The sequence below is a fragment of the Syntrophotaleaceae bacterium genome (assembly GCA_041390365.1).
Classification (GTDB): Bacteria; Desulfobacterota; Desulfuromonadia; order Desulfuromonadales; family Syntrophotaleaceae; genus JAWKQB01.
The window spans coordinates 719,968-746,356 of the sequence record JAWKQB010000002.1 but is presented as its reverse complement, the minus strand read 5'-3'; the positions used below and the strand labels follow the sequence as shown (position 1 = coordinate 746,356).

Below are 26,389 nucleotides of genomic sequence, written 5' to 3'. Positions count from 1 at the left end.
CATCACCTGGAGATCTTTTTTGGAATCGGCAGACAGATGCGGAAGCGGGTCCATTCTCCCGCCTCCGATTCGACCGATATCTTCCCCCCGTGCCGCTGCACGATGATGTGGTAGGAAACGGAAAGGCCGAGTCCCGTCCCCTCGCCGACTTTTTTGGTGGTGAAGAAAGGATCGAAAATATTCTTTCTGACCTCCTCCTCGATCCCGCTGCCGTTGTCCTCGACCTCGATAAAAGCCCATTCCCCATCGTCCCAGCTTCGCAGCGCAATGGTCGGCACCTCTCTTTCCACCCCCTGGAAACTCTGGGCGCTGTTGCGCAGCAGATTGAGCAAGACCTGCTCCAGCTCCGAGGGAATGCAGGGGACAGGGGCTTCGAGGGAAAATTCGGTTTCGATGCGGATGTTCCTGAAATCGTATTTTTTCTTCAGGTCATAGTCGGTTCCGGCCAATTGAACCGATTTCTCCAGAATCCGGTTGAGATTGCAGGGAATTGGCATGGCATCGCTCCGCCGGCTGAATTCCAGCATGTTGGTGACGATGGCAGCCGACCTGTCCACGGCAGCCATGATCGCCTCCAGCGAGCGGAACACGTTTCTTCTGGTCAGATACAGGCCAAGCCCCTCGAAGGAGATTCCGCACTCCTTGGCCGTGGTGAGGTTGCCCGGCAGCTCCTGCCGTGTGCGGCGCAGCACGTTCTGCACCCCCTGTGAAATGATGCTGAGAGGATTGTTGATCTCATGGGCCATCCCCGCCGCCATGGTGCCCAGCGACATGATCTTTTCGGTCTGGATCATGAAATCCTGCATCTTCTTCTGTTCGGTCACGTCGCGGGCGACGCCGATCCAGCTGATGACCTCCCCGGCTTCGTTGCGCAGGGGCGAACCGCTGGAGGTGTGCCACAGCCAATGCCCCTCCTGATGCCGGACCCGGTACTCCACGCTTCCGGATGATTCCTCACCCTGCAGGACCTGGGCAAGATGATTACGCCAGAATTTCAGGTCATCAGTATGAATGTAATGCTCGAAAGAGCGACCTATGGCTTCATGGGCCGGTTCACCCAGAAAGTGTAACCAGTTCGGGGAAACGTAGGTCAGATTTCCTTTCGGATTCACGGAAAAAATAATGTCGTTGATGTTTTCGACAAAGGTGCGGAACCGGTGTTCGCTCTTTTTGAGGGCGTTTTCGTATTTTTTCCGCTCGGTAATGTTCCTGATGAAAACGATGATGCGCTCCCCTTCCGACCAGTAGGAAGTGCTGATCTCTACATCAATCCCCCGTCCGTCCGCCGTTCGGTGGCGGCTTTCGAAACGGGAATACCCCTGCTCGCAGATCTCCCGAATGCGATGCTCGATCTCTTCCAGGCTCTCCCCGTCGATCAATTCGCGGATATGGCGGCCCAGCATCTGTTCCCGGGGAAAGCCGACCATCCAGCAGTAGGCTTCATTGACCTCCAGCAGACGGCCCTCCCGATTGACGAGCCAGAAGCCGTCCTGGGAGGTTCGCAGGAGGGTGGCGTACTGGCTGGCCATGAGGCGAAGGGCTTCCTCGGTCTTTTTACGGGGAGTGATGACCTCGGTATAGACGATGATGCCGCCGATGGAACCGTCCGCTTCATGCCATGGCCGGCATTCCCAGCGGGTCCAGTCGATAAAACCGTCCTGCCGGACATAGGGGTCCTCCTCGGCGCTCGACACTTCCCCCTGCAGGGCCCGCTGGTGCACGTCCCGCCATTTCTGCGGAAGATCCGGGAAAACTTCGTAATGGTGCTTGCCGATGATATCCTGTTCCTTGACCCCGTACTGCTCGAGATACTGCCTGCTCACATAAATGTATTTCAGGTCCTTGTCGTGGACGGCTACGGCACTGCGGTCGTGTTCGATGATGTAGCTCATGAGATCGTGGGAATGGGCGAGCTTTTCCTCCGCGATCTTGCTCTGAGTGATGTCCCAGATCATGCCGTGCCAAAGGGTTCCGCCATCCTCCATCCGCATCGGCTTGGACCTGCAGCTGAGCCAGCGCAGCCCCTGCCCGGGGAGAAGGACCCGAAACTCGAACTGGAAAATCTCCAGGGAGCGGGCCGACTCGAAAATGGCGTCGAAGAGGGCATCCCGGTCTTCCGGATGCAACCTTTCGAAGACCGGTTCGGCACTTTCCCGCACCTCTTCGGGGGTCACCTCGAAGATATCGCTCATACCGGGGCTGGCATAGGGGAAGCAGGTGCGCCCGTTCGTAAAGAGCCGGGCTTGATAGATGACTCCCGGAACCTGCTCGGCGAGATTGGTGAGCAGGTCGTTGACCCGGCGCAGTTTTGTTTCCATTTCCCGCTGCTCCTCGATCCGCCTCTTTAATTCGGCCTGGCTGCGGCGCAACTCGTTTTCGGTGTTCTTGCGCTCGGTGATATCCTGGTTGCCGCCATGCATACCGATGGTCTTCCCCGCGTCATCCTGGACTCGGGAGTAACCGACCGAGATGTGTCCAACGGTCCCGTCCCCCCGGATAAGCCGGTGATCCACCCGTCGGAGAAAGTAATTTCCTTCCATTTCCAGCGCTTTACGGATTTCCTCCGCAACCAGGTGCCGGTCAGCGGGATGCACGAAGCGCCGGGCGTACTCCGCCGCAGACATGCGGTACCCCCCCACCTCTTCCGCCGTCACCCCGTAGATTCGATAAAACCTGTCGTTGAAGGTGAAGAGATCCTCGGCCACACTATATTCCCAGTGACCCATGCGGGCCATTTCCATGGCCCTTTGCGCCTCGGCATTGCTCGATAAAAGTGCAAGGTGGCTTTCAAGAAGATCCTTGAACTCCAACATCAGATCTTCAATATCCGGGGAAAAACGGTTTTCCTTGCTGTCGAGGATACAGAGCGTACCAAAAACCTGCCCGTCAGGCCTGAAAACAGGAAAGCCCAGGTAGGCGATGAGTCCGAATCTGATGTCGGGATTGCCCATCCACTGCGGATCGGCCAGAGCGTTGGGCACCAGCAGCCTGCCGCGGGTCCTGACGACTGTTTCGCAGTAGAGGCCCGAATCCCGCAGGAGTTCGCTGTCGCCCGCATGATACGGATTGTTCTTCCCAGAACTCGATGCGCATACCTCGATGTTGGGATGAGCAACGCGCATAACCAGGGCAACAGGGACATCGGCCATCCGACTCAGGAGGTCGGCCATGCGCTGCCACTTCTGCAGGACATGATCAGGTACTTGTATAGACATGGTTTTCATCACACAGCCTTTTATCCCTCTGTTCCTGTAATGGCCTCTTCAAGGTCCTCAGAGGCAATTTGATGCGGAATCTTGTCCAATGGCCCGGCTCCGAATCCATCGTCATTTCCCCGCGATGACGCTGGACGATAATCTGGAAGGACACCGACAACCCAAGGCCGGTCCCTTCTCCGACAGCCTTCGTGGTAAAAAACGGATCGAATATCTTGTTCCGGATATCCGGTTCGATGCCGGTGCCGTGTCCTGCCAATGCATGGGGAGACCTGAAGCAAGGTCAACAGGGTAATCCCGAAGATGAAGACAGGAGAATGCGAACCTGAATCTCTGCGGAGAAAGCATGAATAAACCGGGTCAAAAAAGTGGAAAAAAGTGGCGTCAAAAATGATTGTGCAACTCTTGTTCCACTTCAAGAAGGGAAAGGAGCACACAGTGCTTTCATCACTTAATGAAAGAGAGCAAAAACCAGTTGGCCGAACGAAGCGAAAGACCATTCTGTAAAAAAATTTTGACAAAAAAACTTGTTTTTATCAGGAATCATTTATCGTCAAATACCCCGAAAATCTAAAACAGATAAATCAAATGCTGCCCAGAATTTATTTGAATTTTAAAATCATCGTTTTATCAATAATTTGAGTGCTCTTTATTTTATCTCTTCAAAGCCTCCCCCATTTCACACTCCATTGGCATGACTATTCCAAATCCCGTCATAAACTTTTAAGTTTTTTGAACTGCAAATTTCGTCTGCATGCCCTTAAGACAGAACCAAAGGAGGAGTTTTATGGCTGAAGAGGAACAGTTGGAAACCCGTTTCCAGGAAGACACCCAAAAGGACAAGTATCTGACCTTTCGCCTTGCCGAGGAGAATTACGGTCTGGATATCGGGGATGTCATCGAAATCATCGGATTGCAAAAAATTACCCAGGTACCGGACATGCCGTCTTTCATCAAAGGGGTCATCAATCTGCGCGGTCAGGTCATCCCGGTCATGGATATGAGAGTCCGCTTCCATCTGCCCCAACGCGACTACGATGAGCGCACCTGCATCGTGGTGACGGAAGTCTCCGGCCAGACCATGGGGCTGGTGGTCGACCGGGTCAACGAAGTGATCGATATCCCTGAAACCCAGGTGGAACCCGCCGGCAGCCAATCGATACAAGCGGCCGGCAGTTATGTCAAGGGACTCGGCAAGGTGGGGGATAACATCCGGATCCTGCTCGATACACAAAAAATTCTGGCTGCCTGATTCTGATACCATCTTAACGAAAGGACACTTCCATGTTTGAGAATATGACCTTGAAGAAAAAGTTGACCTTCGGATTCAGCCTGGTCCTGGTCTTGCTTTTAGCGATCGGCGCTGTAGGTTTTCAGGCTCTGTTCGGCAGTACCGTGGGCTTCCAGGCTTACCGGGGTTTGGCCCGGGACACCAACCTGAGCGGCCAGGTGCAGGCCAACATGCTGATGGTGCGGATGAACGTCAAGGATTTCCTGATCACCGGCAGCGACCAGGACAAGCAGGAGTTTGCCGACTACTGGCAGAAGGTGTCCGGCTTCATGAAAGACGCCCAGTCCGAAATTCAAGATCCCGAGCGGGCAGCCCTGATCGACGATATCGACGCCAAGCTGGCGGACTATGAGAAAGGCTTTCAGGAGGTCGTAGCGCTTGTCACCAAAAGGAACCGGCAGGTGCTTGGAGTGCTGGACATGGTCGGACCCCAGATCGAGAAAAACCTGACGGAGATTCTCCTTTCCGCCCGTCAATCGGGCAACATGAATGCGGCCTATCAAACCTCCCTGGCCATGAGAAATCTGCTGCTGGCCCGTCTGTACGTCGTCAAGTTCCTGGAAAGCAATGAACAGTCAGCCATCGATCGGGTCGGGAAAGAATTCGCCGAGATGGAGAAGAGCCTCGGCGTTCTGCAGCAAGAGCTGAACAGTTCTGAAAATCGTCGCCTTCTGAATGAGATCAATGGGCAGATGGATTCCTATGCCGCCTCGTTTGCCGAGGTGACCCGCCTGATTCAGACCCGCAATCAAATCGTGGAAAACCGCCTGGACAAACTGGGTCCTGAAATTGCCGCCCATGTCGAAGAGGTGAAGCTGGACATCAAAGGCGAGCAGGACGCGCTCGGCCCGAAACTGCAGGCCGACAACCGCCGGGCGGAAATCCTGATTCTGGTCATCAGTGTCTTTGCCATCCTGCTCGGTATCGGGGTGGCCACCTATATCACCCGTAACATCCTCGGCCAGATGGGCGGTGATCCCGCCTACGTCATCGGCGTCGCCAGTCAGGTGGCCGCAGGCGACCTGGATCTCGACCTGCCGAAACAGGGCGAGAAGGCGGAAAGCCTTTATGCCGCCATCCGCAACATGGTCAACAAGCTCAAGGAAAAGGCCGAATTGGCCGAACGGATTGCCACCGGGGATTTGACCACGGAGATTTCTCTCGCCTCCGATAAGGATGCCCTTGGAAAATCCCTCAGCGCCATGGTTTCAAACCTCAATGAGATCCTGGGGCAGATCCAGGTGGCCGGCGAGCAGATCGCCTCCGGCTCCTCGCAGATCTCCGACGGCGCCCAAAGTCTCTCGCAGGGCGCCACCGAGTCCGCCGCCTCGGTGGAGGAAATCACCGCTTCAATGACCCAACTGGCCTCCCAGACCAGGCAGAACGCCGACAACGCCGGGCAGGCCAACAAACTGGTCAACCAGGCCAAATCCGCAGCCGAGCAGGGCAACCGGCAGATGCAGCAAATGGTCTCCGCCATGTTCGAGATCAACGAGGCGGGCCAGAATATTTCGAAGATCATCAAGGTCATCGACGAGATCGCCTTCCAAACCAATCTTCTCGCCCTGAATGCCGCGGTGGAAGCCGCCCGTGCCGGGCAGCACGGCAAGGGGTTTGCGGTGGTGGCCGAGGAGGTGCGCAACCTGGCGGCCCGCAGCGCCCAGGCAGCCAAGGAAACGGCCGAACTCATCGAGGGGTCGGTGCAGAAGACCAGCAACGGCACCGAGATTGCCAGCAACACCGAAAAGGCCCTGCAGGAGATCGTCGCCGGCGTGATCAAGGCCACCGACCTGGTCAGCGAAATCGCCGCCGCCTCCCAGGAACAGTCCGAAGGTTTTGCCCAGGTCAACCAGGGTCTGGGGCAGATCGACCAGGTCACCCAGCAGAATACCGCCAACGCCGAAGAGAGTGCCGCCGCGGCCGAAGAATTGTCAAGCCAGGCCGAACAGTTGCGGCAGATGCTTTCCCGATTCAAAATCAAGGGCCAGAATCAGGCGCAGCAGACCAGCAGTACCAAGGCAAGAATTTTGGCTCCGGGCACCCCGCCGGCCAAGAAGAAAGATGGCGGCTCTTCCAAACCGGTCATTGCCCTTGACGACAATGAATTCGGCAGATTCTGAAAGCAGTGAACGAGAGCCCCGCGAAAACCCGTCGCGGGGCTGCATAACAGATAAATCAATTGCCATGTTGGTACCTTTCGAACAAGTCTCCGCAGCGGCAGCAGGATCCTAGCGTTTTCACTCGCAGGCTCTCAATGAATTCACCATGTCCAGGACCGAAAAGTCCCTAGCCGGCCGAAAGGCATCCCTATAACATTTGACAGGAAGCTTCTACTTAAAAAGAAAATTTGACAATCAAAGATTTTGAGGCCGTTCAATATCAATTGGCTACAAGATCCTTCCCTGCATTAACCCCCATTCCAACTATTTCTTTCAATGAAATCAAAAATTTTCGATTCATCCCCCAAAATTCTTCAATTGCCGGTTTTCTGGGCATAAAAATTCCAATTGCGGTTTCATGAATTCGAATGGAAGGTGCATTCCTTGGAAGGTTACCGAAAAGACATTTATAAAATCTATGGAGTTATCGCCCTGAGCTGCTTTCTGCTGGCTCTCTGCTCCTATGTCTTCGGCTTCCGTCCCCTGGTTCGCCGGCTGGAAACAGCCAATGCCAAGGAAATTCAGTTTTATCTGGAAAGCGGCCACAAGCTCCTCCATGAAATTCTGGAAAGTCATCGCAACACCGCTCGTCAGATGGCGAGTCGCACCGCTATCCGCAATAAACAGATCCAGTTCCTCAAGGGGGAAATCGATCAGGCTGAATTGATCGCTTTTAGCCGGGACAAACTCGCCGACGGCATGGTTGCCCACCCTGAAATTGCGGGCATCACCCGTTTTGGCCCGGATGGGACGCGGCTCTACTCGGCCGGCCTCGCATTGCCTGCGGAACTGGAAACCCTCTTCGGGAACCGCTTCCCTCAATCCATCCAGGTCGCAGGTCCTGTTGCAATCGAAGGGCATAGCCGCCTGCTCTATATCTCCCCCATTCTGGATGGACCAGGCAGAGTTGGTTACGACGTCCTGATCTTTGATGATGTCCGGATGGAAAATATTTTGTCTTCCAACTGCAATCCCGCGAGCCATATGGCCATCGCCCGAGAAGCAACTATCCTTTATTGGCCTGCAGATTGCCCCCATTTGGAAGCCAGGGAAACCTTGAAGCTTTTTTTGCAGAACAGCAAGGCCACCGACCATTATGAACTTTCGTCGATCCCCCTAGCGGAGAGTGATTGGCTTGTTTATGCAGTCGTCGATACGAGATTGTTTTTCCGGGATCTTCATCGTCAGAAGCTGAGCCTCTTTGCGGCCATCACTACCGCCACGATACTGATCGTCATCGTCACCGTACTGGCCACGGGACCGTTGATTCGCCGGCTGCTAGTTAACCAGGCCCAGTTGGAGCGGGCCCGGCTTGATGGCTTGACCGGGCTTTATAACCGGACCTGGATGGCTTACATCCTTGAAAATGAATTGAAACGAGGTCAACGCTATCAGTATCCATTGTCTTTGATCATGTTCGACGTCGACCACTTCAAGGAGATCAACGACACCTGGGGCCATCTGAGCGGAGACCTGGTTCTGCAGCGCATTGCCTATGTTGTAAAGGAATTAGTCAGAGGCACTGATTTCGCCTTCCGTTACGGCGGAGACGAATTCCTCCTGGTGTCACCGGAAACTTCAAAGCAAGGCGCCATGACATTGGCTGAAAGATTGCGGCGGACAATAGAGAATGAACGCTTTGTTTTCAGGAACCAGACGGTTCAGATCACCATCAGCGTGGGGGTTTTGGAATATCTGGCCGACCAATGCGAAACCGATTGGAAACGTCTCTTGGAGCGGGTGGACCAGGCCCTTTATGCCAGCAAGGCCAAAGGTCGCAACAGGATCACAACCTGCACCTTCGATGACACCAAGGATATCACCCTCGGGAGTTGCAGCCACCCCAAATTTTGATTGCCATACTGGTCCAGAGATCAAAAACATGCAAAACTCGGCAGCATCTGCCGGCGAAGCTATCCCCTTGACAAGTGGCGCGCATTCGGTGACAATTGACGCATAATAATAAAAACCTACCGGAGGATGGCCGTGAAAAGTCTCGCTCTCGGGGAAACCCTTGGCATCCACAATAGTTTTGACAATCCACTGGTTTTGGTGGAAACCATACGGAAAGGGCTGCCGGCCAAGGCCATTGCTGCGCTGGCAAGTTGCTTGAACGTCCCGATTTCCGCGTTGGAGCACATTCTCCCGGTTTCTCATCGTACCCTTCAGCGATACGAGAAAGAACACAGGGCCCTGCCTCAAGACCTGTCCGACCATGTGGTCCAGGTGGCCAAAATCCTGATCCGAGCGGAAGAGGTCTTCGGGAGCCGAGAAAAAGCTGTCAAATGGCTGAAAGAGCCTTGCGTAGCTCTTGGTGGCAACGCCCCGATTGAAATGATGGACACCTTTTCCGGGGTCCGGATGATTGAAGACGAGCTGGGCCGCATCGAATACGGAGTCTACGCCTGATGAAAGCATTCCGTGTTGTTCCCTCCCCCCGAGCCAAGGACCTCAGCGGGGAGGGTGCCCGTCTGTTTGGTGGGCGTTGGAACTCGAAGGGGGTTCCGATGATCTACACCGCGGCAGCAGCCTCCTTGGCGGTATTGGAAACCTTGGTCCACATGAGCATGGACGTGTTTCCGGAGAACCTGGTTATGGTCACAATGGAAATACCGGATGAATTTATCGAGACGTTAGACCCAAGGCAGCTCCCTAAGAACTGGGCCACCTACCCCGCCTCGGCTGAAGTCAACGAAATCGGCGACGCCTGGGCAAAAAACGAAACCTCCCTGGGGCTCCTGGTCCCCTCTGCGATCCTTCCCCAGGAAAACAACCTCATCATAAACCCCAGACACCCGCAGGCCGGCACCATAAAAATTGTCGCTATTGATCCCTACCAGGTCGATCGGAGGTTACTGAAAAAACAATAGGGCACCAATCTGTGGTGCCTGTTTACCCCTCGCCACAATTCGATTTGAGAAAAATATTTTGTAAGTACCTGAAGAAAAAGGGACTTCATGACTTGAATCAATCACTGAAATCCCTTTCTATTTGTGGTGCCCGGGACGGGAATCGAACCCGTACAGCCTTGCGGCCGAGGGATTTTAAGTCCCTTGCGTCTGCCAGTTCCGCCACCCGGGCCTGTTATTTGAAATGGTGAACAATACTAGTTGATTGGAGAGTGACCGTCAACGCAAAAGCATGATCAGATGATTTCAGCTTCTTCAAAAAAACGCAATTCGGGCTTGCCGGGCAGCAACCGATGTTTTTCCGCCAGACGGAAAAAAAGCTCCAGGCCTTCTCTGTGGGCGGGCGAGAAGTCATAGGAAACGGCACGCCAGTATTCGGCCAGGTTTCTTTCCCCGAACCAGTTGTATCCCGAAACTTCGGATGCAGTCCTTGCCGGATCGCACAGGGTTCGTTCGAGGCTGGCCCGCAGTTGCTTCTGCAGAATCGCCAAGGCACGGTTTTTGGTTTCGGAGGCCCGGATGCCTATGATCCAGAGGGCAAAGACGAAGGGAAGGCCGGTAAAATCCTTCCACAATTCCCCCAGATCGAAAACGTAGGGAGCAATGGGAGACAGCGAGGCCCTCAGGGCGCGGTCGCCGATCAGAAGTCCATTGTCGCCGGCGGCAATGCTTTCTTCGACCGAGACTTGGGTTTGTAAAGACACTTCATCATGAAAGCCCAGGAACTCCTGCAGCAGGATGCGCAGCAGGTTGACGGAAGTCGCCGATTCGCCGGTCATGGCAATGGGCTTTTCCGCCAATCTTTTCAGGGGGACATGGCTGAACAGCAGCACGCTTCTGACGGCGCCGATGGAACTGATGGACAGATCGGGGAACAGGCAATACTCCGACCAGTTGCGGCCGTATTCGAAGGAGGAAGAAGGACTGATATCGAGTTCTCCGATTGCCAGCAGGCGATTGAGCTCGCTCGGTACCCCTGAAACGATCCGGCCGGAGAACCCGCTGGCGGCGAGATGGTGAAAAAAGGGGATGCAGTTGGCGTAGGCGATGTGACCGACCCGCAGGGTCATGGCATACCCAGCTGCAGCATTGACCGGGATTCATCCTCGAAATTTCCGGCGAAGCGCACTCCGGCTTCCTCCAGCAGGAGTCCGGTTACCTGATAATAGAGGGTGATGGCTTTGTTGTAATTGGCCCTGGCCGCTGTGAGGTCAGTCTTTGCTTCGGCCAGGTCCTCCTCCCCTTCCAGCACATCCCTGGTGGTGGCCAGTCCGACTTCCTGCCTTTTGAGCAGAATCCTCAGCTTTTCTTTCGCAAATTCCAGCCCGCTGGCACTCACATCAATCAGTTCAGCCGTCACCTCGATCTGACGGATGGCGGCTCGTATTTCCTGCAGGATTTCGTGTTTGAACTGCTGGACCCGGGCCCTTTCACCCTTCAGCAGAAACTGAATCCGTTTGTAATCGTACCGGGCCTCCCGGTTTCCCAGGGGATAGGAGAGGAGCAGACCGAGCTCCCAGCTCGGAAAATCGCCACTGCCGATATCCTCGAGGTCGCGACCGTAGCTCGATCCGAGTCCTGAGTGGCCGTAGCTGGCCGCAAGGTCGAGTTCCGGCAACAGATCGTTACGCCGGATGCGGCTTTCCAGTTCGAGTTTTTCAATCTGTCGGAGGCGGGCCTGAAGATCCGGACGCTTGACCAGAGCCGTAAGGAAGGCACGGTCCTGATCGACCACAATGTCCGGCTGCTCCAGGGCCGGCTGGGCAAGGGCGACAGGACCCGGGATTCCAAGCAGAACGGCCAAACGGTCAAGGCTGTCGAGCAGAGCCCGTTCGGCATCCAGCCTGTCCCGCTGACGCTGTTTAAGGCCGACTTCCGCTTCCAGGATATCGACCGGCGGCAGCGCACCGGCTTCGACCCTGGCCCGGGTTTCGGCCAGGATCCGGGCCGCAAGATCCACTGAGGTTTCCCTGTAATCCAGGTTTTCCCGCAGCCGGAGGGCTTCGAAATAGGTGTCGCGAACCTGTGCGAGCAGCTGCAGGGCCTGCTCCCGCAGGTTGTTGACCGACACTTCCCGATCCTTGACGGCGAACAGGATCTCCTGTTCGGTCACGGTGGAACCGAATCCCTGCAGAAGGGGCTGTACCAGACTGAGCCGTACCAGACTGCTATAGGCGGGATTGATTCCCGGAGCGGGATCCTGATCGGATCGAAGGTTTTGAAAGGAAAGATCCATTTGCGCCCCGGTGGGCAGATTCTGTGACAAAGAGATATTGAAAAGCCTGTATTTTTGGCTTACATCGGAGCCGAAAAACACCTCATTGAGCCGTTCCTGGCGTTCGCCAATGGCCAGATCGAACAACAGGCGGGGATCGTATAGGCCGTAGCCCCGTTGCACCAGAGCCTGGCTTGCCCTGGTGTCAAGCTCCTCGGCCTTCAGATTGAGATTGTTTTCCAGGGCGATGCGCACGGCCTGATGCAGGGTCAGCGGAAAAGGATCCGATTTTTGGGCAGGGAGCCGATGTTCCTCTGCCATTGCAGGCCAGGCAAGAAGGATAAGGAATATGACCAGCAGGAATTTATCCAACAAGGCAACAACTCCCCATGCGAACCTCTAAAGAACCTCACCAAACAGCCTCTGTGGCCTCTTTGGTACATGCTTTTGGATTCTGCCCTGTTAATCAGGGTTTGATAAAAAACGGGACCGGGTCTGCGTTCCCCAATCCCGTATTGGTTTTTCCTCTATGTTCCGTTTCCGGATTACAGTTGGCAAAGTCAGGTCAAAGAACCAGGTTTTCCATGAAGCCGGTATCGACGTTGCCTTCCTGGAACTCCTTGTTGTTCATGATTCTCTGATGCAGCATGATGGTGGTGCGGATGCCGCCGATAATGTATTCGTCCAGGGAGCGGGCCATGCGTTTGATCGCCTCTTCCCGGTTTTCGGCGTGCACGATCAGCTTGGCCACCATCGAATCGTAATGGGGCAGGACCGTATACTTGTCGTAAACAGCGCTGTCCACACGCACGCCAAGACCTCCCGGGGGATGGTACCCCTCGATGCGGCCGGGCGAAGGGGTGAACTTGAAGGGGTGTTCGGCGTTGATGCGGCATTCGATGGCATGGCCCGAGATCTTTATGTCGGACTGCTTGTAGCGCAGGGGCAGCCCGGCGGCGGAACGAATCTGTTCGCGGATGATATCCACGCCGGTGACCATTTCGGTAACAGGGTGTTCAACCTGGACGCGGGTGTTCATCTCCATGAAATAGAAGTTGTGATCGGCGTCGAGCAGAAATTCCATGGTGCCGACGCTGGAATAGTTGACCGCCTTGGCTGCGGCGACGGCGCAATCCCCCATCTTTTTCCGCAGTTGGGGGCTGAGTACCGGGCAGGGTGCCTCTTCCAGCAGTTTCTGATGGCGCCGCTGGATGGAACAGTCTCTTTCCCCGAGGTGGATGACGTTGCCGTGCTTGTCGGCCAGGATCTGCACCTCGACATGCCGGGGGTTCACGCAGTATTTCTCGATGTAGACGTCCGGATTGCCGAAACCCGCCTGGGCTTCGGAACGCGCGGCAGCAAAGGCATTGGGCAGGGACGCCGGGGAGTGGACCACTTTCATGCCGCGACCGCCGCCGCCGGCGGTGGCCTTGATGATGACCGGATAGCCGATTTCTGCGGCGATTTTCTTCGCCTGGTCGATGCTGTGCACCCCTTCGGTGGTTCCGGGCAGAATGGGAACTCCGGCCTTGGTGACGGTCTGACGCGCACTGATCTTGTCGCCCATCAGGCGCATGTTTTCAGGAGAAGGCCCGATGAACGTGATGCCGCAGTTCCCGCAGATTTCGGCGAACTCGGCATTTTCGGCCAGAAACCCGTAACCGGGATGGATGGCATCGGCGTCGGTGACCTCGGCTGCACTGATGATGGCGCGGATATTGAGATAACTCTTGCCGCTAGCCGCCGGACCGATACAGATGCTCTCGTCGGCCAGCTTGACGTGCAGGGATTCACTGTCGACATCGGAATGGACGGCGACGGTCTTGATGCCCAGCTCCTTGCAGGCACGAATGACACGCAAGGCGATTTCGCCCCGATTGGCAATCAGAATCTTGTGAAACATGAAGTCAATCTCCAAAATCGTTGCTGGTAGCTGGTGGCTGGTGGCTGGCAAAATCTGACCAGGCCGACCAACAACTATTAAAATTTAACCGGCAATCAGCCCTTAGCCCTTCACTAGCAACTAGCAACCAGTCACTAGCAACCGCCTTTCTACAGCCTCTCCACCAGAAACAGAGGTTCGCCGAACTCGACCGGCTGGGCATTCTCCTTGAGAATCTTGACGATTTTGCATTTAAATTCGGCTTCGATCTCGTTCATCAGCTTCATCGCCTCGACGATGCACAGCACCTGACCTTTGGCGACCTCTATCCCGGCATCCACATAGGGATCGGATTCGGGCGAGGGAGAGCGATAAAAAGTACCGACGATGGGCGAGAGGATTGTTTCCAACCCGGTCTCGGCCGCCGCTTCCTTCGGAGCAGGAGCTTCCGATGCCGTGACAGGCTGGGCGGGCTGGGCCGGGGCGGCGAAACCCTGGGCCGGAGTCACCGGAGCCGGTACTGCGGTGACGGTAACCTGAGGCGAAGGGCCGCCCCTGCGAATGATCACTTTTTCGCCTTCGCTCTCCACTTCGAATTCGGTGATATCCGTTTCCGTAACCATTTTAATCAGGGTTTTGAGATCTTTGATATCCATCAGGTATCCACTCCTTGTGTCATGTGAAGGTTACTTGGGCCAGGATGCGCCATTGCCGAAAACCGCTAAAAGATTTTACCCGGGAACGGTGAGAAAATCCTTTGCCAGCCGCGTAATCTTCCTGAAACCATTTTCTGTGATCAGCACCGTGTCCTCGATGCGGACGCCACCGCGTCCGGGGATATAGATGCCGGGTTCGATGGTGATGACCATGCCTGCCTCGGCCACGTCTTCGGAACGGGTTGAGACCGTGGGACTTTCATGAACTTCGAGGCCGACCCCGTGGCCGAGGCCGTGGCCGAAATACTGTCCGTAGCCCTGACTGGCTATGAACTCCCGCGCAATCCGGTCGAGTTCTTTCAAAGGGATTCCGGGACGAACCTGGTGCATCGCCCTGTCATGGGCTTCCAGCACAATCCCGTAAATGTCCCGTAGTTCCCCGCCCACCGGGCCGACGGCCAGGGTGATTGTTTCATCCGAATGATACCCTCGCCAGCGGGCGCCAAAATCGATGGTCACCAGCTCTCCGGCTCGGATCGGCTTATCGGAGGCCACCCCATGGGGCAGCGCTCCCCGCTCTCCCGAAGCGACGATGAAATCGAAGGATTTTTCCTCCGCGCCGCGGCGTTTCATGGCGAATTCGAGAGCCAGCGCGACATCCCGCTCCACGGCGCCCGGACGAATCAGCGGCAGAATCTCTTCGAAAGCTGTGGCGGCCAGGTCGGCGGCCTGCTCCAGAATCTCGATCTCGCAGGCATCCTTATGACAGCGCAGTTTGTGCAGGGGCTTGGAGAGCGGATGCCATTCGAGCTCTTTGCCGCCTTCCTCACGCAACTTCTCAACGGTGGCGAAAGGCAGGGTATCGGCCTCAAAGCCGACTTTTCCCATGCCCGATTCTTTTGCCTGCCGCACGATCCCTTCCAGCTTCGCCGAATACTCAACCCTGCGGTCGGCAGTGACCTCTGTCCGCGCCTGCTCGGTATACCGGGAATCGGTCAGAAAAACCGTTTCGCCGCGACCGACCAGAAGGGCGCCATCGGTGCCGGAAAACCCGCAGAGGTAGCGTAGATTCGGGCGATGAGTGATGAGGATGCCGTCCAGAGAGTGTTCATCAAGAAGGCCGGATAATTTCTGGGCTCTGTCTTTTACCATAAAGCCGGTTTCAGCTACAACCTGATTCCATGATTCCCAGGTGAGCACAGAGGCCCCTGAGGGCCAGAAGATAGCCTGCGGCACCAAAACCGCAGATCTGTCCCAGGGCGATGGGGGTAATGTAGGAGTGGTGGCGGAAGGCCTCGCGGGTGAAGATGTTGGACAGGTGAACTTCGACCACGGGCAAGGCCACCGCGGCCAGGGCGTCCCTCAAGGCGACGCTGGTATGGGTGAATCCGCCGGGGTTGATCAGGAGCCCGGCCACCCCTTCCTGTCGTGCGGCATGGATCCTGTCGATCAGCACGCCCTCGTGATTGGACTGCAGAATGTTGAGCTCCACCTGGAACATGGAGGCCAGGATGTGAAGCGCGGCATCGATATCGGCCAGGGTTTCGCGGCCGTAGATTTCCGGTTCGCGGGTGCCGAGCAGGTTCAGGTTGGGGCCGTGCAGAACCTGAATGCGAACTTTCATCGCAGCGCCTCGCACAACCGGCTGCTCTCGCGGAGCAGCAGGTACCGCCCCTTGCCCAGATTGCCATCCCTCGGCAGAGTCAGGGTGACGAAATACTCCTCGGTCAGGGCACGGATAATGACATGAAAGCGTTGAGTGCGGATGGCCATCTCCTCGAGGTCTCCGGTGTTCAGAAGAGAGACAGCATTTTTGACTTCCTTCAGAACATTGGCGTACTCCACAGCCACCAGGTTCAGGTCGATACCGTCACAAGGTCTGTCGACCTGGTCGACGGGGAGCCCGTCATAACCCATCAGTACCGCACTGACTCCATCGGCCTCCCTGAGAATACCCTGCAGGATGTCATGAAACATACAACTGCCTCCTTTGACGGATTCGTTCAAGCCAGCCCTGAAGAATGGTCAGGGGGTCCACACCGCTGGCCGGCCTTTTTTCAGGAGTCTCCTCCCTTTCCCGGAAAACCGGCTCGTCCTGCCCAGCCAGAAAACCTTCTAGTTCTTCAAGCTTTTTGCGGATGGTTTGATTGCCCGGCTCGGCCTGAAGGATGTCCCGATAAACCTGGCAGGCCTGCGGCAGCAGCCCCTGTTTGAGAAAAACTTCAGCGATGGTGACCGTTGCAATGGGCGGATCGCTCACGGCGACCTCGGAATCTTCAGCCTCTTCCTCCGGTTCTCCCGGCAGCAGGCTCAACAAGTGGCGAACGGAGCTGTTGTCGGGATAAACCTGGAGGGCGCGCTGCAGAACCTGGCGGGCGATTTCAGGGCGGTCTTTCTGGATATAGACGCCGGCCAGACCCTTGAGGGCGGCCAGGCTCTCTCCGTCGAGAGTCAAGGCCTTGTTGAAGGCCTCCTGGGCCTCGTTCAGTTTGCCGAGCTGGACCTGAATCTTCCCCAGAACGACGTGCCCAGGACAGAACCAGGGGAGGTTTTGAACCCCTTTGCGGGCGACCTGCAGGGCTTCGTCGAGCATGCCTGCACGACGGTAGGCGTCGCAGAGGGAAACAAAAACGGTGGAATGGGGATCTTTGGCAAGAATCTGGGAAAATCCGGCAATCAAGCTGTCGAGAGAAGGTTCCTGTGTCATGGTCATCGGCTCACCCCGAAAAGTTCGGTTGGAGAACATCGCTCAGCATCTGCCGCACGTTGGAAATCTCCTCGATCCGGCAGTCCCCGATGCCTTGATTGAAAACCATGCGCAAAACGCCCTTTTGGACTTTTTTGTCTCGCATCATGGCTTCGCGATAGGCTTCGGCACTATGAGGTGGAGGAACAGTGGGCAGACGGAACGAATTCAGCAGGCCTGTAATGGCCCTCACGTCCTCTTCATCACAGAAACCGAGACGGCGCGAGATGTCCGCGGCCACCACCATGCCGATGGCAACGGCTTCGCCGTGCCGGTATTCCCCGTAACCGGAGAGGGTTTCGACGGCATGGCCGAAGGTATGTCCGAAATTGAGAATGGCCCGTACCGAGCTCTCTTTTTCGTCCGTTTCTACAACATTCGCTTTAATTTGGCAAGATTTCTTTACCGCCGCAACCAGCGCCTCGGAGGACATCTGCAGGAGATCCTGCCGATGCTCCTCGAGCCATTGGAAGAATGCCGCATCGCGAATCACACCGTACTTGACCACCTCCGCCATGCCGGCACAGAACTCCCGGCCGGGCAGGGACTTCAGCGTGGCCACATCGATATGCACATGCCGGGGCTGGTAAAAAGCGCCAATCAGGTTCTTTCCCAGGGGATGATTGACGGCGGTTTTGCCTCCCACCGAACTGTCCACCTGGGCCAGCAGAGTCGTGGGAACCTGAACATAGGGGATGCCGCGCAGAAAGGTCGCCGCGGCGAAGCCGGCCATATCGCCGATGACGCCGCCGCCGAGGGCGATCAACCCGGACCCCCTGTCGAAACCCTGCCGAATGAGGGCATCGTAGATGGTCTCCAGGGTGGCCAGGTCCTTGTGTTCCTCCCCCTCGGGGACAAGGATGACGGCGACGGAAAAACCGGCCCCGGCCAAGGACCGCAGGACCGTTTCGCCGTAAAGATCGTGAACCGCAGGGTGACAGACAAGAGCTACTTTCTTTGGGAAATCGATATCTTTCAGGGCAGCATCCAGATCCTGCAGGATGCCCTCCCCGATCCAGATGGGATAAGCCCGATCCCCGAGCCCGACTCTGATACGTTCAACCATGCTCACATCCGTTTTCAATGCCCCGCCGGATCTCGTCGATCACTTCGGCAACGGTTTTGTTTTCGGTATCGACGATCAGATCGGCCTGTTCGTAAAGAGGCAGCCGGTTTTGCAACAGGGCGACGACCTCTTCTTCAGACCGATCACCGGACGCCAGCGGCCGGTTGGTGCAGGCACCGATGCGGGCCCGCAAGGTCGGCCACCCTGCTCGGAGGTAGACGATGGGCCCCAGAAGGCGCATCAGATCCCAGTTTTCCGGTCGACCAACAATCCCGCCGCCGGTGGCTACCACCAGCCCCCTTGTATCGGCCAGGGAACGCAGGGCCTCGGTCTCATAGCGCCGGAAGGCTTTCTCACCCTCTTCGGCAAAGATTTGGGGAATGGACCGGCCTCTGTTCTGAATGATCAGATCGTCGGTATCGACCAGCCGGAAGGAGGCTGCCGCTGCCAAAGCCCGGCCGACGGTGCTCTTGCCCGCTCCCATGAAGCCGATCAGGACGATGTTTCTAAAGTCAGAATTCCCGCACATGACGCAGATAGGCAGCCAGGTTCTCGCGCACCTCTTCCATGGCATCGCCCCCGAATTTTTCCAGCATGGCAACGGCCAGCTCGATGGCGACAACCGCTTCGGCAACCACCGCTGCGGCGGGAACGGCGCACACATCGGACCGTTCGACGGTCGCCGCATAGGGCTCCTTGGTGCCGATGTCGAATGTTCTCAACGGCTGATACAGGGTCGGGATCGGCTTCATCGCTCCCCGAACCACCAGGGGCGCTCCGTTGGTCATGCCGCCTTCCAGACCTCCCGCACGATTGGTGCGCCGCACGATGCGGCCCTGTTCGTAAAAGATCTCGTCGTGCACCCGGGACCCCGGCCGGCGGGCGGCCTCGAAACCGATGCCGATCTCCACCCCCTTGAAAGCCTGAATGCTCATCACGGCCCCGGCCAGTCGGCCGTCGAGCCGGCGGTCCCAGTGCACATGGCTGCCCAGCCCCAGAGGAAGCCCGAGCACCACCACCTCGACCACTCCACCCAGGGAATCCCCATCCCCTTTGGCCCGGTCGATGGCGGCGATCATCTCCTGTTCCGCCCGGGGGTCGAAGGTACGGCAGGGACTGTTCTCGCAGCGCTGAAACCGCTCCCGATAATCAGGCATCTCTTCATCGCTGAAAGCGGCCACTCCGCCGATTTCAGCAACATAGCCGAAGACCTCGATGCCAAGGTCCCGAAGAAACTTCGCACAAAGCGCTCCCACCGCCACCCGGGCAGCCGTTTCCCGAGCGCTGGAGCGCTCGAGAATATTCCGCGCATCCTCCTGCCGGTACTTGATGACCCCCGTCAGATCTGCATGGCCGGGCCGGGGATGGGTCACCGCCACCCCCTCCTGACGATTTTCCGCCAGAGGCGACATGGTCTTGTCCCAGTTTTCCCAGTCCCGGTTGCGGATCGAGAGGGTAATCGGCGAACCGAGGGTCCTGCCCCACCTCACCCCGGACAGTAAGGACACCTGATCCTTTTCGATCTTCATCCGGCCGCCCCGCCCATAACCCTCCTGGCGACGGCTCAGGTGACGGTTGATATCGTCTTCCGTCAATTCAAGATTGGCCGGAATTCCCTCGACGATGGCCGTAAGGCCAGGCCCATGGGATTCACCGGCGGTCAAATAACGCAACGTCATCTTCCCACTGCTGCCTTTCAACTGAGTTGCTTCCAGATCCTGAAAAAAAGGACAGGCGGCAACCTGTCCTTTTTTTCATCAACGGCTCAACAATAGCGGAAAAGACTCGCTTTTTCTACTCCAAAATACGGGGAGTGATGAAAATCAGCAGTTCACGGCGCTGCTCACTGACCGATCTGCTTTTGAACAGGTAACCGAGAACCGGAATGTTTTTCAGCCACGGTATCCCGGAAACACTTTCAGATTTGTCCTCGATGAAGATACCGCCTATAACTGTCGTCTCTCCGTCTTGAACCATGACCTTGGTTTCAGCCTTTTTGGTATCGATGGCTACAGCGAAACCCTCTATAGTCGGAACGGTTTCACCACGAGAATCATTACGGGCCGTTATGGACATGAAAATGGATCCATCAGGATTGATCTCTGGTTTGACCTTGAGGCTCAGTTCGGCTTTCTTGAACTCGGTTTTCGGGCCCTCATCGCTGATGGTCGTATAAGGGATCTCGGTACCCTGAGCAATCTCGGCCTCCTGACCGTTAAGAGTTGTAACACGCGGAGTGGAGATGATTCGCCCATCCCCGGTCTGTTCAAGGGCGGAAAGGCGAAGATCAAGAACCAGTTTGTCGACTGCCGTATTGCCAAATCTAACGGATGAGGCAAAACCACCGGCGCCAGCGGTGACCAATTCCGGAATCAGAGCAAAACTTCCGCCACCACCCGTTTGCCCTGTCAGGTTAGGAGTCGTGTTAATGCCAGGTTCACTATTGTAGGTTATCCCCCAATTGACCCCCAGGTCTCTGGAGAAGGTGGATCTCGCCTCGACAATCCGTGCTTCGATCAGCACCTGTCGTTCCGGCGTATCGACCAGAGCAACCATTTTTTTGATGGAGTCAACGACAGAGGGTATATCGGTCACGATCAAATTCTTGTTGCGGATGTCCTCGATAACCTTGCCTCGCTCGCTGAGATACTCCTTGCTCCGCTTGCCAACATCCTCAATATTGGAATAGTTGACGGTGACGACCTCGGTTACCAGGTCTTCGAGTTTCTCCAATTTCCTGGCTGCTGCAAATTGATCTTCCTGCATCTTATGGATCTGTTCCTTGGGCATGATTCGGACAACATTTCCATCGCGCAGCATGCCCAAGCCCTTGATGTCCATAATCAGTTCCAAAGCCTGGTCCCAGGGTACATCTACAAGACGCAGGGTGATGGTTCCCTTGACCTCGTCACCGGCAATGATATTAAGGTCGCTCACTTCAGCGATCAACTGCAGAATGTTACGGATGTTGGCATCATCGAATACCAGGGAAATTTTTTGGCCGGTATAAAATCTGTCCCCCCTTTGATCAAACGTCGTATCCACAGCAGCCATTTGAACATTTGGTGCAGTTGTTGTCTGGACGGCCTGGGCAAAGGTTTTTTTCGCGGGATGTGATGTCACTGGAACATCACGGGTTTCATAAGCAACCGGAACAGCTTCGGCAAAAGGACCGTCCTCCACGATAAACCGGATTCTACCATCTGCCTTTTCCAAGGAGTAGGGGACCGGGCCCTTCAGCTCAACTGCAAAACGCACATCCTGTGTTGTCCCGGAAAGAACTACATACGGAGTGATCAGCCGAATTGCACTCGGAAAGGATGAAGGATCGATAGCTCGTCGAAGGGCCCGACTGATATTGGCATTTTTTACTCCGAACCTCACTACATCCCCGTTGGCAACGGGTTCGATAATCCCCGCCGGCTCTGAAACAGCAACGGTCAGAATGGACCGTCCATTTTCGACTTGGAAGTCAATATTGCTGATTGTCGCCGGCACGCCGGAATGCGTGTTCGAAGGGTTTTTTTTCGCAGAAACCTTCTTTTCAGCAGTTTCCTGCCATTCAACCTTTACAATGTTTTCAGTGGAAGTAACCGAATAGTCCGGAAGACTGGTGGAAGCGGCATCAAAAACGAATCTTGTCTTATCCGGGTATGTTCCGACCCTGATCCTTTTGAATCCTGAATCCAGCGGAAAGGCGCGTTTGGTTAAATCAGGAGCCACTCCGTAAAGATCGACAACCAGCCGACTCGGTGCCCCCAACGGAAAATACTTGAATGTATTTATCTTGCCATCCGTCTGCAAAGAAACAGAGCCTTTTTCGGCATGCACAGCAACAACCTTTTTCGCCGGGACTTCCGTGCTCAAGGCCATGGAGCCATCCATTCGGGCCTCTTGCTCGGAGGTCTCCACCAAAACCTCGGTATTGGCAACAGGTTGTTCCTGGCTGATAGCCGCTGTTTCCTTATCCGTTTCCACTGCCCCCGTCAAAATCGGCTGAAAGACCAGCGCGAAGGTCATGACCCCCAAAAGCAAAAGCAGGGCATACGGCCGACTTTCTCTTTTTGACCTGAATGCAACCTCACCCATCTCATTACACTCCTTCCCGCTCAGGAAGCTCGATCTTCTGAATGCTTTTCCGAAACTCCCCGGAAAAATCATAGAACCGCTCTTCAACCAGGACACCATCCTTTTGAATATCCATTACCGTCCCGGCATTTTTGCCGATTTTCACGCCCTTTTTCAAAATATAGGACTTCCCTCCCGGGGCCATAACCATTGCCACAGGATCATCCTTTCCAACAATTATGCCGGCAAGCCGAAACTGACCCAGTTCGAATTCCTGCAGAGGGGTTCGTGGTTCATTCGCATCATCAACAGGCTTTCGGATCATCAACAAGGTTTCGAAGGGGTCACGTTTTCCGGCCGGATTGTAGACATAGACAGGAGGGGATTTTTCAACAGCTGGATCAACCGCTTCTGTAGCCTGTTTCGTGACCCTTGGAGAAGCAACTCGGGTTGCTGCTGAATTGGATGACACGTCACTTTTTTCATTCCAGCACCCTGCCAGAAGTAGACTAGCAGCCAGCAGCGTTAAAAGATTAGAAATCACCTTGGGGGTCATTGGTTCGTCCCTTTCTTGTTGCCTTGCTGCTCTTGGGGATTGTCAACAAAGCGAAAGGTGGTCGCAAGACATTCCACCGACAGCAGATTTCGACCACCATCTGCCTTGGCACCTCCCATCTGAAGATTGTTGATGTTCACAATCCGGGACATGTTCCCAATGTCGTTAAAAAACATTGCCACTTCATGATAGGAACCGACCAGCTTTAATTCCACTGGCACCTCGGCATAGAAACCCTGAGGTACTTCACTTCCAGGTTTGAATCGAAGAACATCGAGTCCATTATCTTTAGCCAACCCGGCGATATTCGTCAGAAGGGTCGGGATTTCCTTTTCGTTCGGTAATTCCGCCAGAGCCAGATCCAGGCGTTTTTTCATCTTCTCAAATTCCTCCCGAAATTTCGGGAGATTATCTGCGATCCGCTGGTCTTCCTCGAGTTTTGCCTCCAGTCTTTCCCGACGGTCCTTTAACCCGGAAAGCTCCTGGGATTGAGGCAGATAGATAAGGTAGATAAAACCTGCGGCTATGACCCCGACTATCCCTGCCAGCATCAAAACCCGCTGATACAGCGGAAGCTTTAGTAATTTTTCGATCGTGGGATTCATCCTTCCCCCTTCGCTAATTCGAGGCCGTAGCCGTAGGAGAGGCAGGCCTTTGAACCTGGCAGGTCAAATCGAATTTTTGCAACTTCAAACCGCTTTTTTCAGTTGTCTGCTCCGTGACCTGAAGCTCAACTCCCTGATAATAAGGGGAAGTCTCAAGATCTCTCATGAACCTGGCAACGGTAGCCTCATTCAGCCCGATTCCTTTGATGGATATGCTGCCGGCAGTTTCCTTGAAATCCTCCAGCCAGAGTTTTTCGGGAAGAACCCGGCTCAGCTCATCAAGCAGGTGAACAGGCCCGGTCTTTTTGTGCTTCAGCTCTTCAAGGACATCCAGCTTGGACTGATATTCCTTCTGCAGCTGCTTGATCGTGGCCACTTCCCCGATGACTTTCTTCAGGCTGTCGATTTCCTTTTCGATCCGGGTAATGTCCTTTTTCTGAGAGGAGATCCTGACTGCCATGGAGGCATACAACATGGCACAAACCACCCCTGTTGCAATTAATGCCAGACCAACCACAGCCAACTGTCCCTGCAGTCTGGCCTTTTTTTGCGCAGCTCTGACCGGCAGCAGATTGATTCGAATCATTTGTCGCCGAACCTCCTCATGGCAAGCCCCACTCCGACCGCAAAAAGAGGAGCAACCGCCTGGACATAGTCGCGATCAAGAATCTCCTCGTCAATTTCAATTTCGCGGAAGGGATCGAGCAGCTCGACCGGGACACCGATGCGTTGTTCCAGGACATCAACCATACCGGGAGTCCGCGACACCCCGCCACTGATGTAAATTCTGTCAACCTTGTCATCCGAGGAGGTGGCGGAAAAGTAGTCGAGAGAACGCTGAATTTCCTGAGCCAAACTCTCCGCCGACTCACTCATGACTTCAGTTACGGCGGTCCGATCGACACCTTCAACGTCCGCTCCGAGTTTGACCTGTTCGGCTTCCTCACTGTTGAGGCCGAGGCGCTTTTGAATCTCCTCGCTGAACATGTTCCCGCCGACCTGGATATCGCGGGTAAAAACAGAGCTGCCGCCCTTCAAAACATTGACGTTCATTTCACTGGCGCCGATATCGACCAGAGCAATGATTTTTTCCTCTTCTATGCCGTAATTGGCCTCGAAAGCATTCTGCAGAGCAAAACAATCGATATCCAACACGACCGGATTCAAACCGCATTCATTGAAAATAGAAAGTCCTTCATTGACAAAATCTTTTTTAGCGGCAACCAGCAGCACAGTCATCTGGGCAGAGTCATTGGGGTCGGGACCGATTATCTGGAAGTCGAGATTGACTTCGGAAATTTCGAAGGGGATAAACTGCTCGGCTTCCCATTCTATTGAATTCTGCACCTCTTCTTCCGTCATGACCGGCATGGTGATCTTTCGAATGATTACCGAGTGACCGGATACGGAAGTGGCGACATTTTTTGTCTTGATCTTCTGGTTTTCCACGAGATTTCGGATCCGGTCCACAACAGCTACCGAATCCATGACGGTATTGTCGACAATCGCCTCGGGCGGCAATTGGGCAACCCCGAGGTTCAGCAATCGATATCGGCCCTTTACCTCTTTCAACTGAACCAGCTTGATGGAACTCGACCCGACATCAATCCCTACGACATTTTTTTTTGCCCCTAATAGCCCAGGTAGCATCTGGAGTCCCCAATTATTGATGGATAAAAAATGGTAACTCGCTGAGAGTCAACTTCGACATGTCTTCCTCTACTCAGCAAAGGTCATGCCATCATGACAAGCCTTTTTTGCCTTTACCCTGACAATCCGTCGTACTTCAATGGAAGATAAAGACTTTCATAGCGGTCGGCCGGGAAAGAGCCAGCCTCATTATAGGGGAATCGAGTTCACTGTCAACAAGAATTAGAACAGTCCAAACCCATATTTTTTAAATGTAAACAGGATTTGAATTTACTGAAAGGTTTTCGAATGGAATTGCAGCCCCGACCCAAAGGAAATTTTTTTGAAATTTATTTGGGAGAGGCAACAACTGTAGAAAACATCCGGAGAAAGGAAGCAGCGGCTGATATATATTTGATGGAAGGGCAACCTTGATATCTGAATAAAAGCGTTCACTAACATTTTGCAAAAAATTAAAAATAAAATTCTTTCATTTTTCCTTTAAAGGCTTATCGAGTTCGTATTTATCTTACGAAAAGATTGAAATACCAGTCAATTAATTGACCTCCCCACAAAAGCCATACAATGCCGCCCAAAGCAAGAAAAGGCCCGAAGGGAATTGCAAGTTTGCCGCCGGAGCGCTTGGCGATCATCAATGGTATCCCAACCAGTGATCCCGCCAGAGAGCCGAGAAAGATCACCGGGAATACCGATTTCCAACCGAGAAAGGCCCCCATCATCGCCAGCAGCTTGACATCTCCGCCACCCATGCCTTCCTGGCCAGTGAATTTTTCATAAACCACCGCGACCAGATAAAGGCTGCCGCCACCAATCAGAATACCTAGCAGAGAATCAAGCCAGGAGAGCCAGGGAATAGCGAGCGCCGTCATGAATCCGACCACGATTCCAGGCAAACTGATGACATCCGGAATAATCTGATGATCAAGGTCTATGAAAGTAATCGCCACAAGAGAGGAGACAAAAACCCAATAAAGGGGGGTAGCGATCTGCCAGCCGAAGACCTGCCATACACAGAGGAACAGCGCCCCCGTCAATCCTTCGACCAACGGATAGCGAGGAGAGATTCGAGAGCCGCACTTCGCACACTGCCCTCGAAGAGCAAGATAGCTCAAAATGGGGAAATTCTGGTACCAGCGGATGGCTGCCCCGCATTGGGGGCATCGCGATGCAGGTGAAATGATCGATACACCGTTAGGGATGCGATGGATAACGACGTTGAGAAAAGATCCGATAATGGCCCCGAAAATAAAAATGGATGTATTGAAAATAAGTGGAGACATAATATTTTCTTATGAATTGTTAGTTAAAGGTTCAACATTCTGTGACAGAAGGAACGCAGGTTCGAGCGAAAAATGCAGTTCGAATTGCCGC

At 54.8% G+C, this 26,389-nt stretch carries 23 protein-coding genes and 1 tRNA gene; 5 read left to right on the top strand and 19 right to left on the bottom strand.

What is annotated here, in order from left to right; genetic code table 11:
* Nucleotides 1–2 precede the first annotated feature (2 nt).
* The gene (locus tag R2940_10670) at nt 3–3,215 is read right to left on the bottom strand and encodes a PAS domain S-box protein (protein ID MEZ4600236.1); all 3,213 of its coding nucleotides are present in this window, start codon (nt 3,213–3,215) and stop codon (nt 3–5) included.
* A 787-nt stretch (nt 3,216–4,002) separates the two neighbouring features.
* On the opposite strand from R2940_10670, the gene R2940_10665 reads away from it, so the two are divergent.
* The 5 genes from R2940_10665 to R2940_10645 all read left to right on the top strand — a co-directional run bounded on the left by R2940_10665 (nt 4,003) and on the right by R2940_10645 (nt 9,535).
* Nucleotides 4,003–4,467 (top strand): chemotaxis protein CheW, encoded by a 465-nt coding sequence (locus tag R2940_10665; GenBank protein MEZ4600235.1) that lies wholly within the window; start codon nt 4,003–4,005, stop codon nt 4,465–4,467.
* Between the two features lie 32 nt (nt 4,468–4,499).
* On the top strand, nt 4,500–6,626 hold the full coding sequence (locus R2940_10660) for a methyl-accepting chemotaxis protein (protein MEZ4600234.1): 2,127 nt from the start codon (nt 4,500–4,502) through the stop codon (nt 6,624–6,626).
* A 423-nt stretch (nt 6,627–7,049) separates the two neighbouring features.
* On the top strand, nt 7,050–8,519 hold the full coding sequence (locus tag R2940_10655) for a GGDEF domain-containing protein (protein ID MEZ4600233.1): 1,470 nt from the start codon (nt 7,050–7,052) through the stop codon (nt 8,517–8,519).
* A 132-nt stretch (nt 8,520–8,651) separates the two neighbouring features.
* Nucleotides 8,652–9,074, top strand: a complete 423-nt coding sequence (locus tag R2940_10650) for an antitoxin Xre/MbcA/ParS toxin-binding domain-containing protein (GenBank protein ID MEZ4600232.1) — start codon at nt 8,652–8,654, stop codon at nt 9,072–9,074.
* Nucleotides 9,074–9,535 (top strand): RES family NAD+ phosphorylase, encoded by a 462-nt coding sequence (locus tag R2940_10645; GenBank protein MEZ4600231.1) that lies wholly within the window; start codon nt 9,074–9,076, stop codon nt 9,533–9,535. The genes R2940_10650 and R2940_10645 overlap by 1 nt, the downstream gene beginning before the upstream one ends.
* A 124-nt stretch (nt 9,536–9,659) precedes the next feature.
* On the opposite strand, the gene R2940_10640 is transcribed toward R2940_10645, so the two are convergent.
* The 18 genes from R2940_10640 to R2940_10555 form a co-directional block, all read right to left on the bottom strand.
* Nucleotides 9,660–9,746: transfer RNA gene (locus tag R2940_10640), tRNA-Leu, on the bottom strand.
* A gap of 64 nt (nt 9,747–9,810) precedes the next feature.
* Nucleotides 9,811–10,644 carry a menaquinone biosynthesis protein gene (locus R2940_10635; protein MEZ4600230.1) on the bottom strand — a complete coding sequence of 278 codons (834 nt, stop codon included), beginning with the start codon at nt 10,642–10,644 and terminating at the stop codon, nt 9,811–9,813.
* Complete coding sequence (locus R2940_10630) at nt 10,641–12,164, bottom strand: TolC family protein (protein MEZ4600229.1); 1,524 nt, start codon at nt 12,162–12,164, stop codon at nt 10,641–10,643. The genes R2940_10635 and R2940_10630 overlap by 4 nt, the downstream gene beginning before the upstream one ends.
* 190 nt (nt 12,165–12,354) lie before the next feature.
* On the bottom strand, nt 12,355–13,692 hold the full coding sequence (gene accC, locus R2940_10625; protein ID MEZ4600228.1) for an acetyl-CoA carboxylase biotin carboxylase subunit: 1,338 nt from the start codon (nt 13,690–13,692) through the stop codon (nt 12,355–12,357).
* A gap of 149 nt (nt 13,693–13,841) precedes the next feature.
* Nucleotides 13,842–14,327 (bottom strand): acetyl-CoA carboxylase biotin carboxyl carrier protein, encoded by a 486-nt coding sequence (accB, locus tag R2940_10620; protein ID MEZ4600227.1) that lies wholly within the window; start codon nt 14,325–14,327, stop codon nt 13,842–13,844.
* 75 nt (nt 14,328–14,402) lie between these two features.
* On the bottom strand, nt 14,403–15,479 hold the full coding sequence (locus tag R2940_10615) for a Xaa-Pro peptidase family protein (protein ID MEZ4600226.1): 1,077 nt from the start codon (nt 15,477–15,479) through the stop codon (nt 14,403–14,405).
* Nucleotides 15,480–15,489: 10 nt separating this feature from the next.
* A complete protein-coding gene (gene aroQ / locus R2940_10610) occupies nt 15,490–15,951 on the bottom strand; it encodes a type II 3-dehydroquinate dehydratase (GenBank protein MEZ4600225.1) in 462 nt (153 codons plus the stop codon).
* Nucleotides 15,948–16,304 (bottom strand): roadblock/LC7 domain-containing protein, encoded by a 357-nt coding sequence (locus R2940_10605; GenBank protein ID MEZ4600224.1) that lies wholly within the window; start codon nt 16,302–16,304, stop codon nt 15,948–15,950. Before R2940_10605 ends, aroQ begins: the two co-directional genes overlap by 4 nt.
* A complete protein-coding gene (locus R2940_10600; protein ID MEZ4600223.1) occupies nt 16,294–17,040 on the bottom strand; it encodes a tetratricopeptide repeat protein in 747 nt (248 codons plus the stop codon). The genes R2940_10605 and R2940_10600 overlap by 11 nt, the downstream gene beginning before the upstream one ends.
* A gap of 4 nt (nt 17,041–17,044) precedes the next feature.
* Nucleotides 17,045–18,139 carry a 3-dehydroquinate synthase gene (gene aroB, locus R2940_10595; protein ID MEZ4600222.1) on the bottom strand — a complete coding sequence of 365 codons (1,095 nt, stop codon included), beginning with the start codon at nt 18,137–18,139 and terminating at the stop codon, nt 17,045–17,047.
* Entirely contained in the window at nt 18,132–18,668 is a 537-nt protein-coding gene (locus R2940_10590) for a shikimate kinase (GenBank protein ID MEZ4600221.1), read from the bottom strand. The genes aroB and R2940_10590 overlap by 8 nt, the downstream gene beginning before the upstream one ends.
* Nucleotides 18,652–19,818, bottom strand: a complete 1,167-nt coding sequence (aroC, locus tag R2940_10585; protein ID MEZ4600220.1) for a chorismate synthase — start codon at nt 19,816–19,818, stop codon at nt 18,652–18,654. Before aroC ends, R2940_10590 begins: the two co-directional genes overlap by 17 nt.
* 115 nt (nt 19,819–19,933) lie before the next feature.
* Nucleotides 19,934–22,228: a type IV pilus secretin PilQ gene (pilQ, locus tag R2940_10580; GenBank protein MEZ4600219.1), complete on the bottom strand. Its 2,295-nt coding sequence runs from the start codon at nt 22,226–22,228 to the stop codon at nt 19,934–19,936.
* 4 nt (nt 22,229–22,232) lie between these two features.
* Nucleotides 22,233–22,763, bottom strand: coding sequence for a pilus assembly protein PilP (locus R2940_10575; GenBank protein MEZ4600218.1), 531 nt, complete (start codon nt 22,761–22,763; stop codon nt 22,233–22,235).
* The gene (locus R2940_10570; protein ID MEZ4600217.1) at nt 22,760–23,368 is read right to left on the bottom strand and encodes a type 4a pilus biogenesis protein PilO; all 609 of its coding nucleotides are present in this window, start codon (nt 23,366–23,368) and stop codon (nt 22,760–22,762) included. Before R2940_10570 ends, R2940_10575 begins: the two co-directional genes overlap by 4 nt.
* 13 nt (nt 23,369–23,381) lie before the next feature.
* Nucleotides 23,382–23,954 (bottom strand): PilN domain-containing protein, encoded by a 573-nt coding sequence (locus tag R2940_10565; GenBank protein MEZ4600216.1) that lies wholly within the window; start codon nt 23,952–23,954, stop codon nt 23,382–23,384.
* A complete protein-coding gene (gene pilM, locus R2940_10560) occupies nt 23,951–25,018 on the bottom strand; it encodes a type IV pilus assembly protein PilM (GenBank protein MEZ4600215.1) in 1,068 nt (355 codons plus the stop codon). The genes R2940_10565 and pilM overlap by 4 nt, the downstream gene beginning before the upstream one ends.
* Nucleotides 25,019–25,521: 503 nt before the next feature.
* Nucleotides 25,522–26,298: an A24 family peptidase gene (locus R2940_10555; GenBank protein ID MEZ4600214.1), complete on the bottom strand. Its 777-nt coding sequence runs from the start codon at nt 26,296–26,298 to the stop codon at nt 25,522–25,524.
* Between the last annotated feature and the right edge of the window lie 91 nt (nt 26,299–26,389).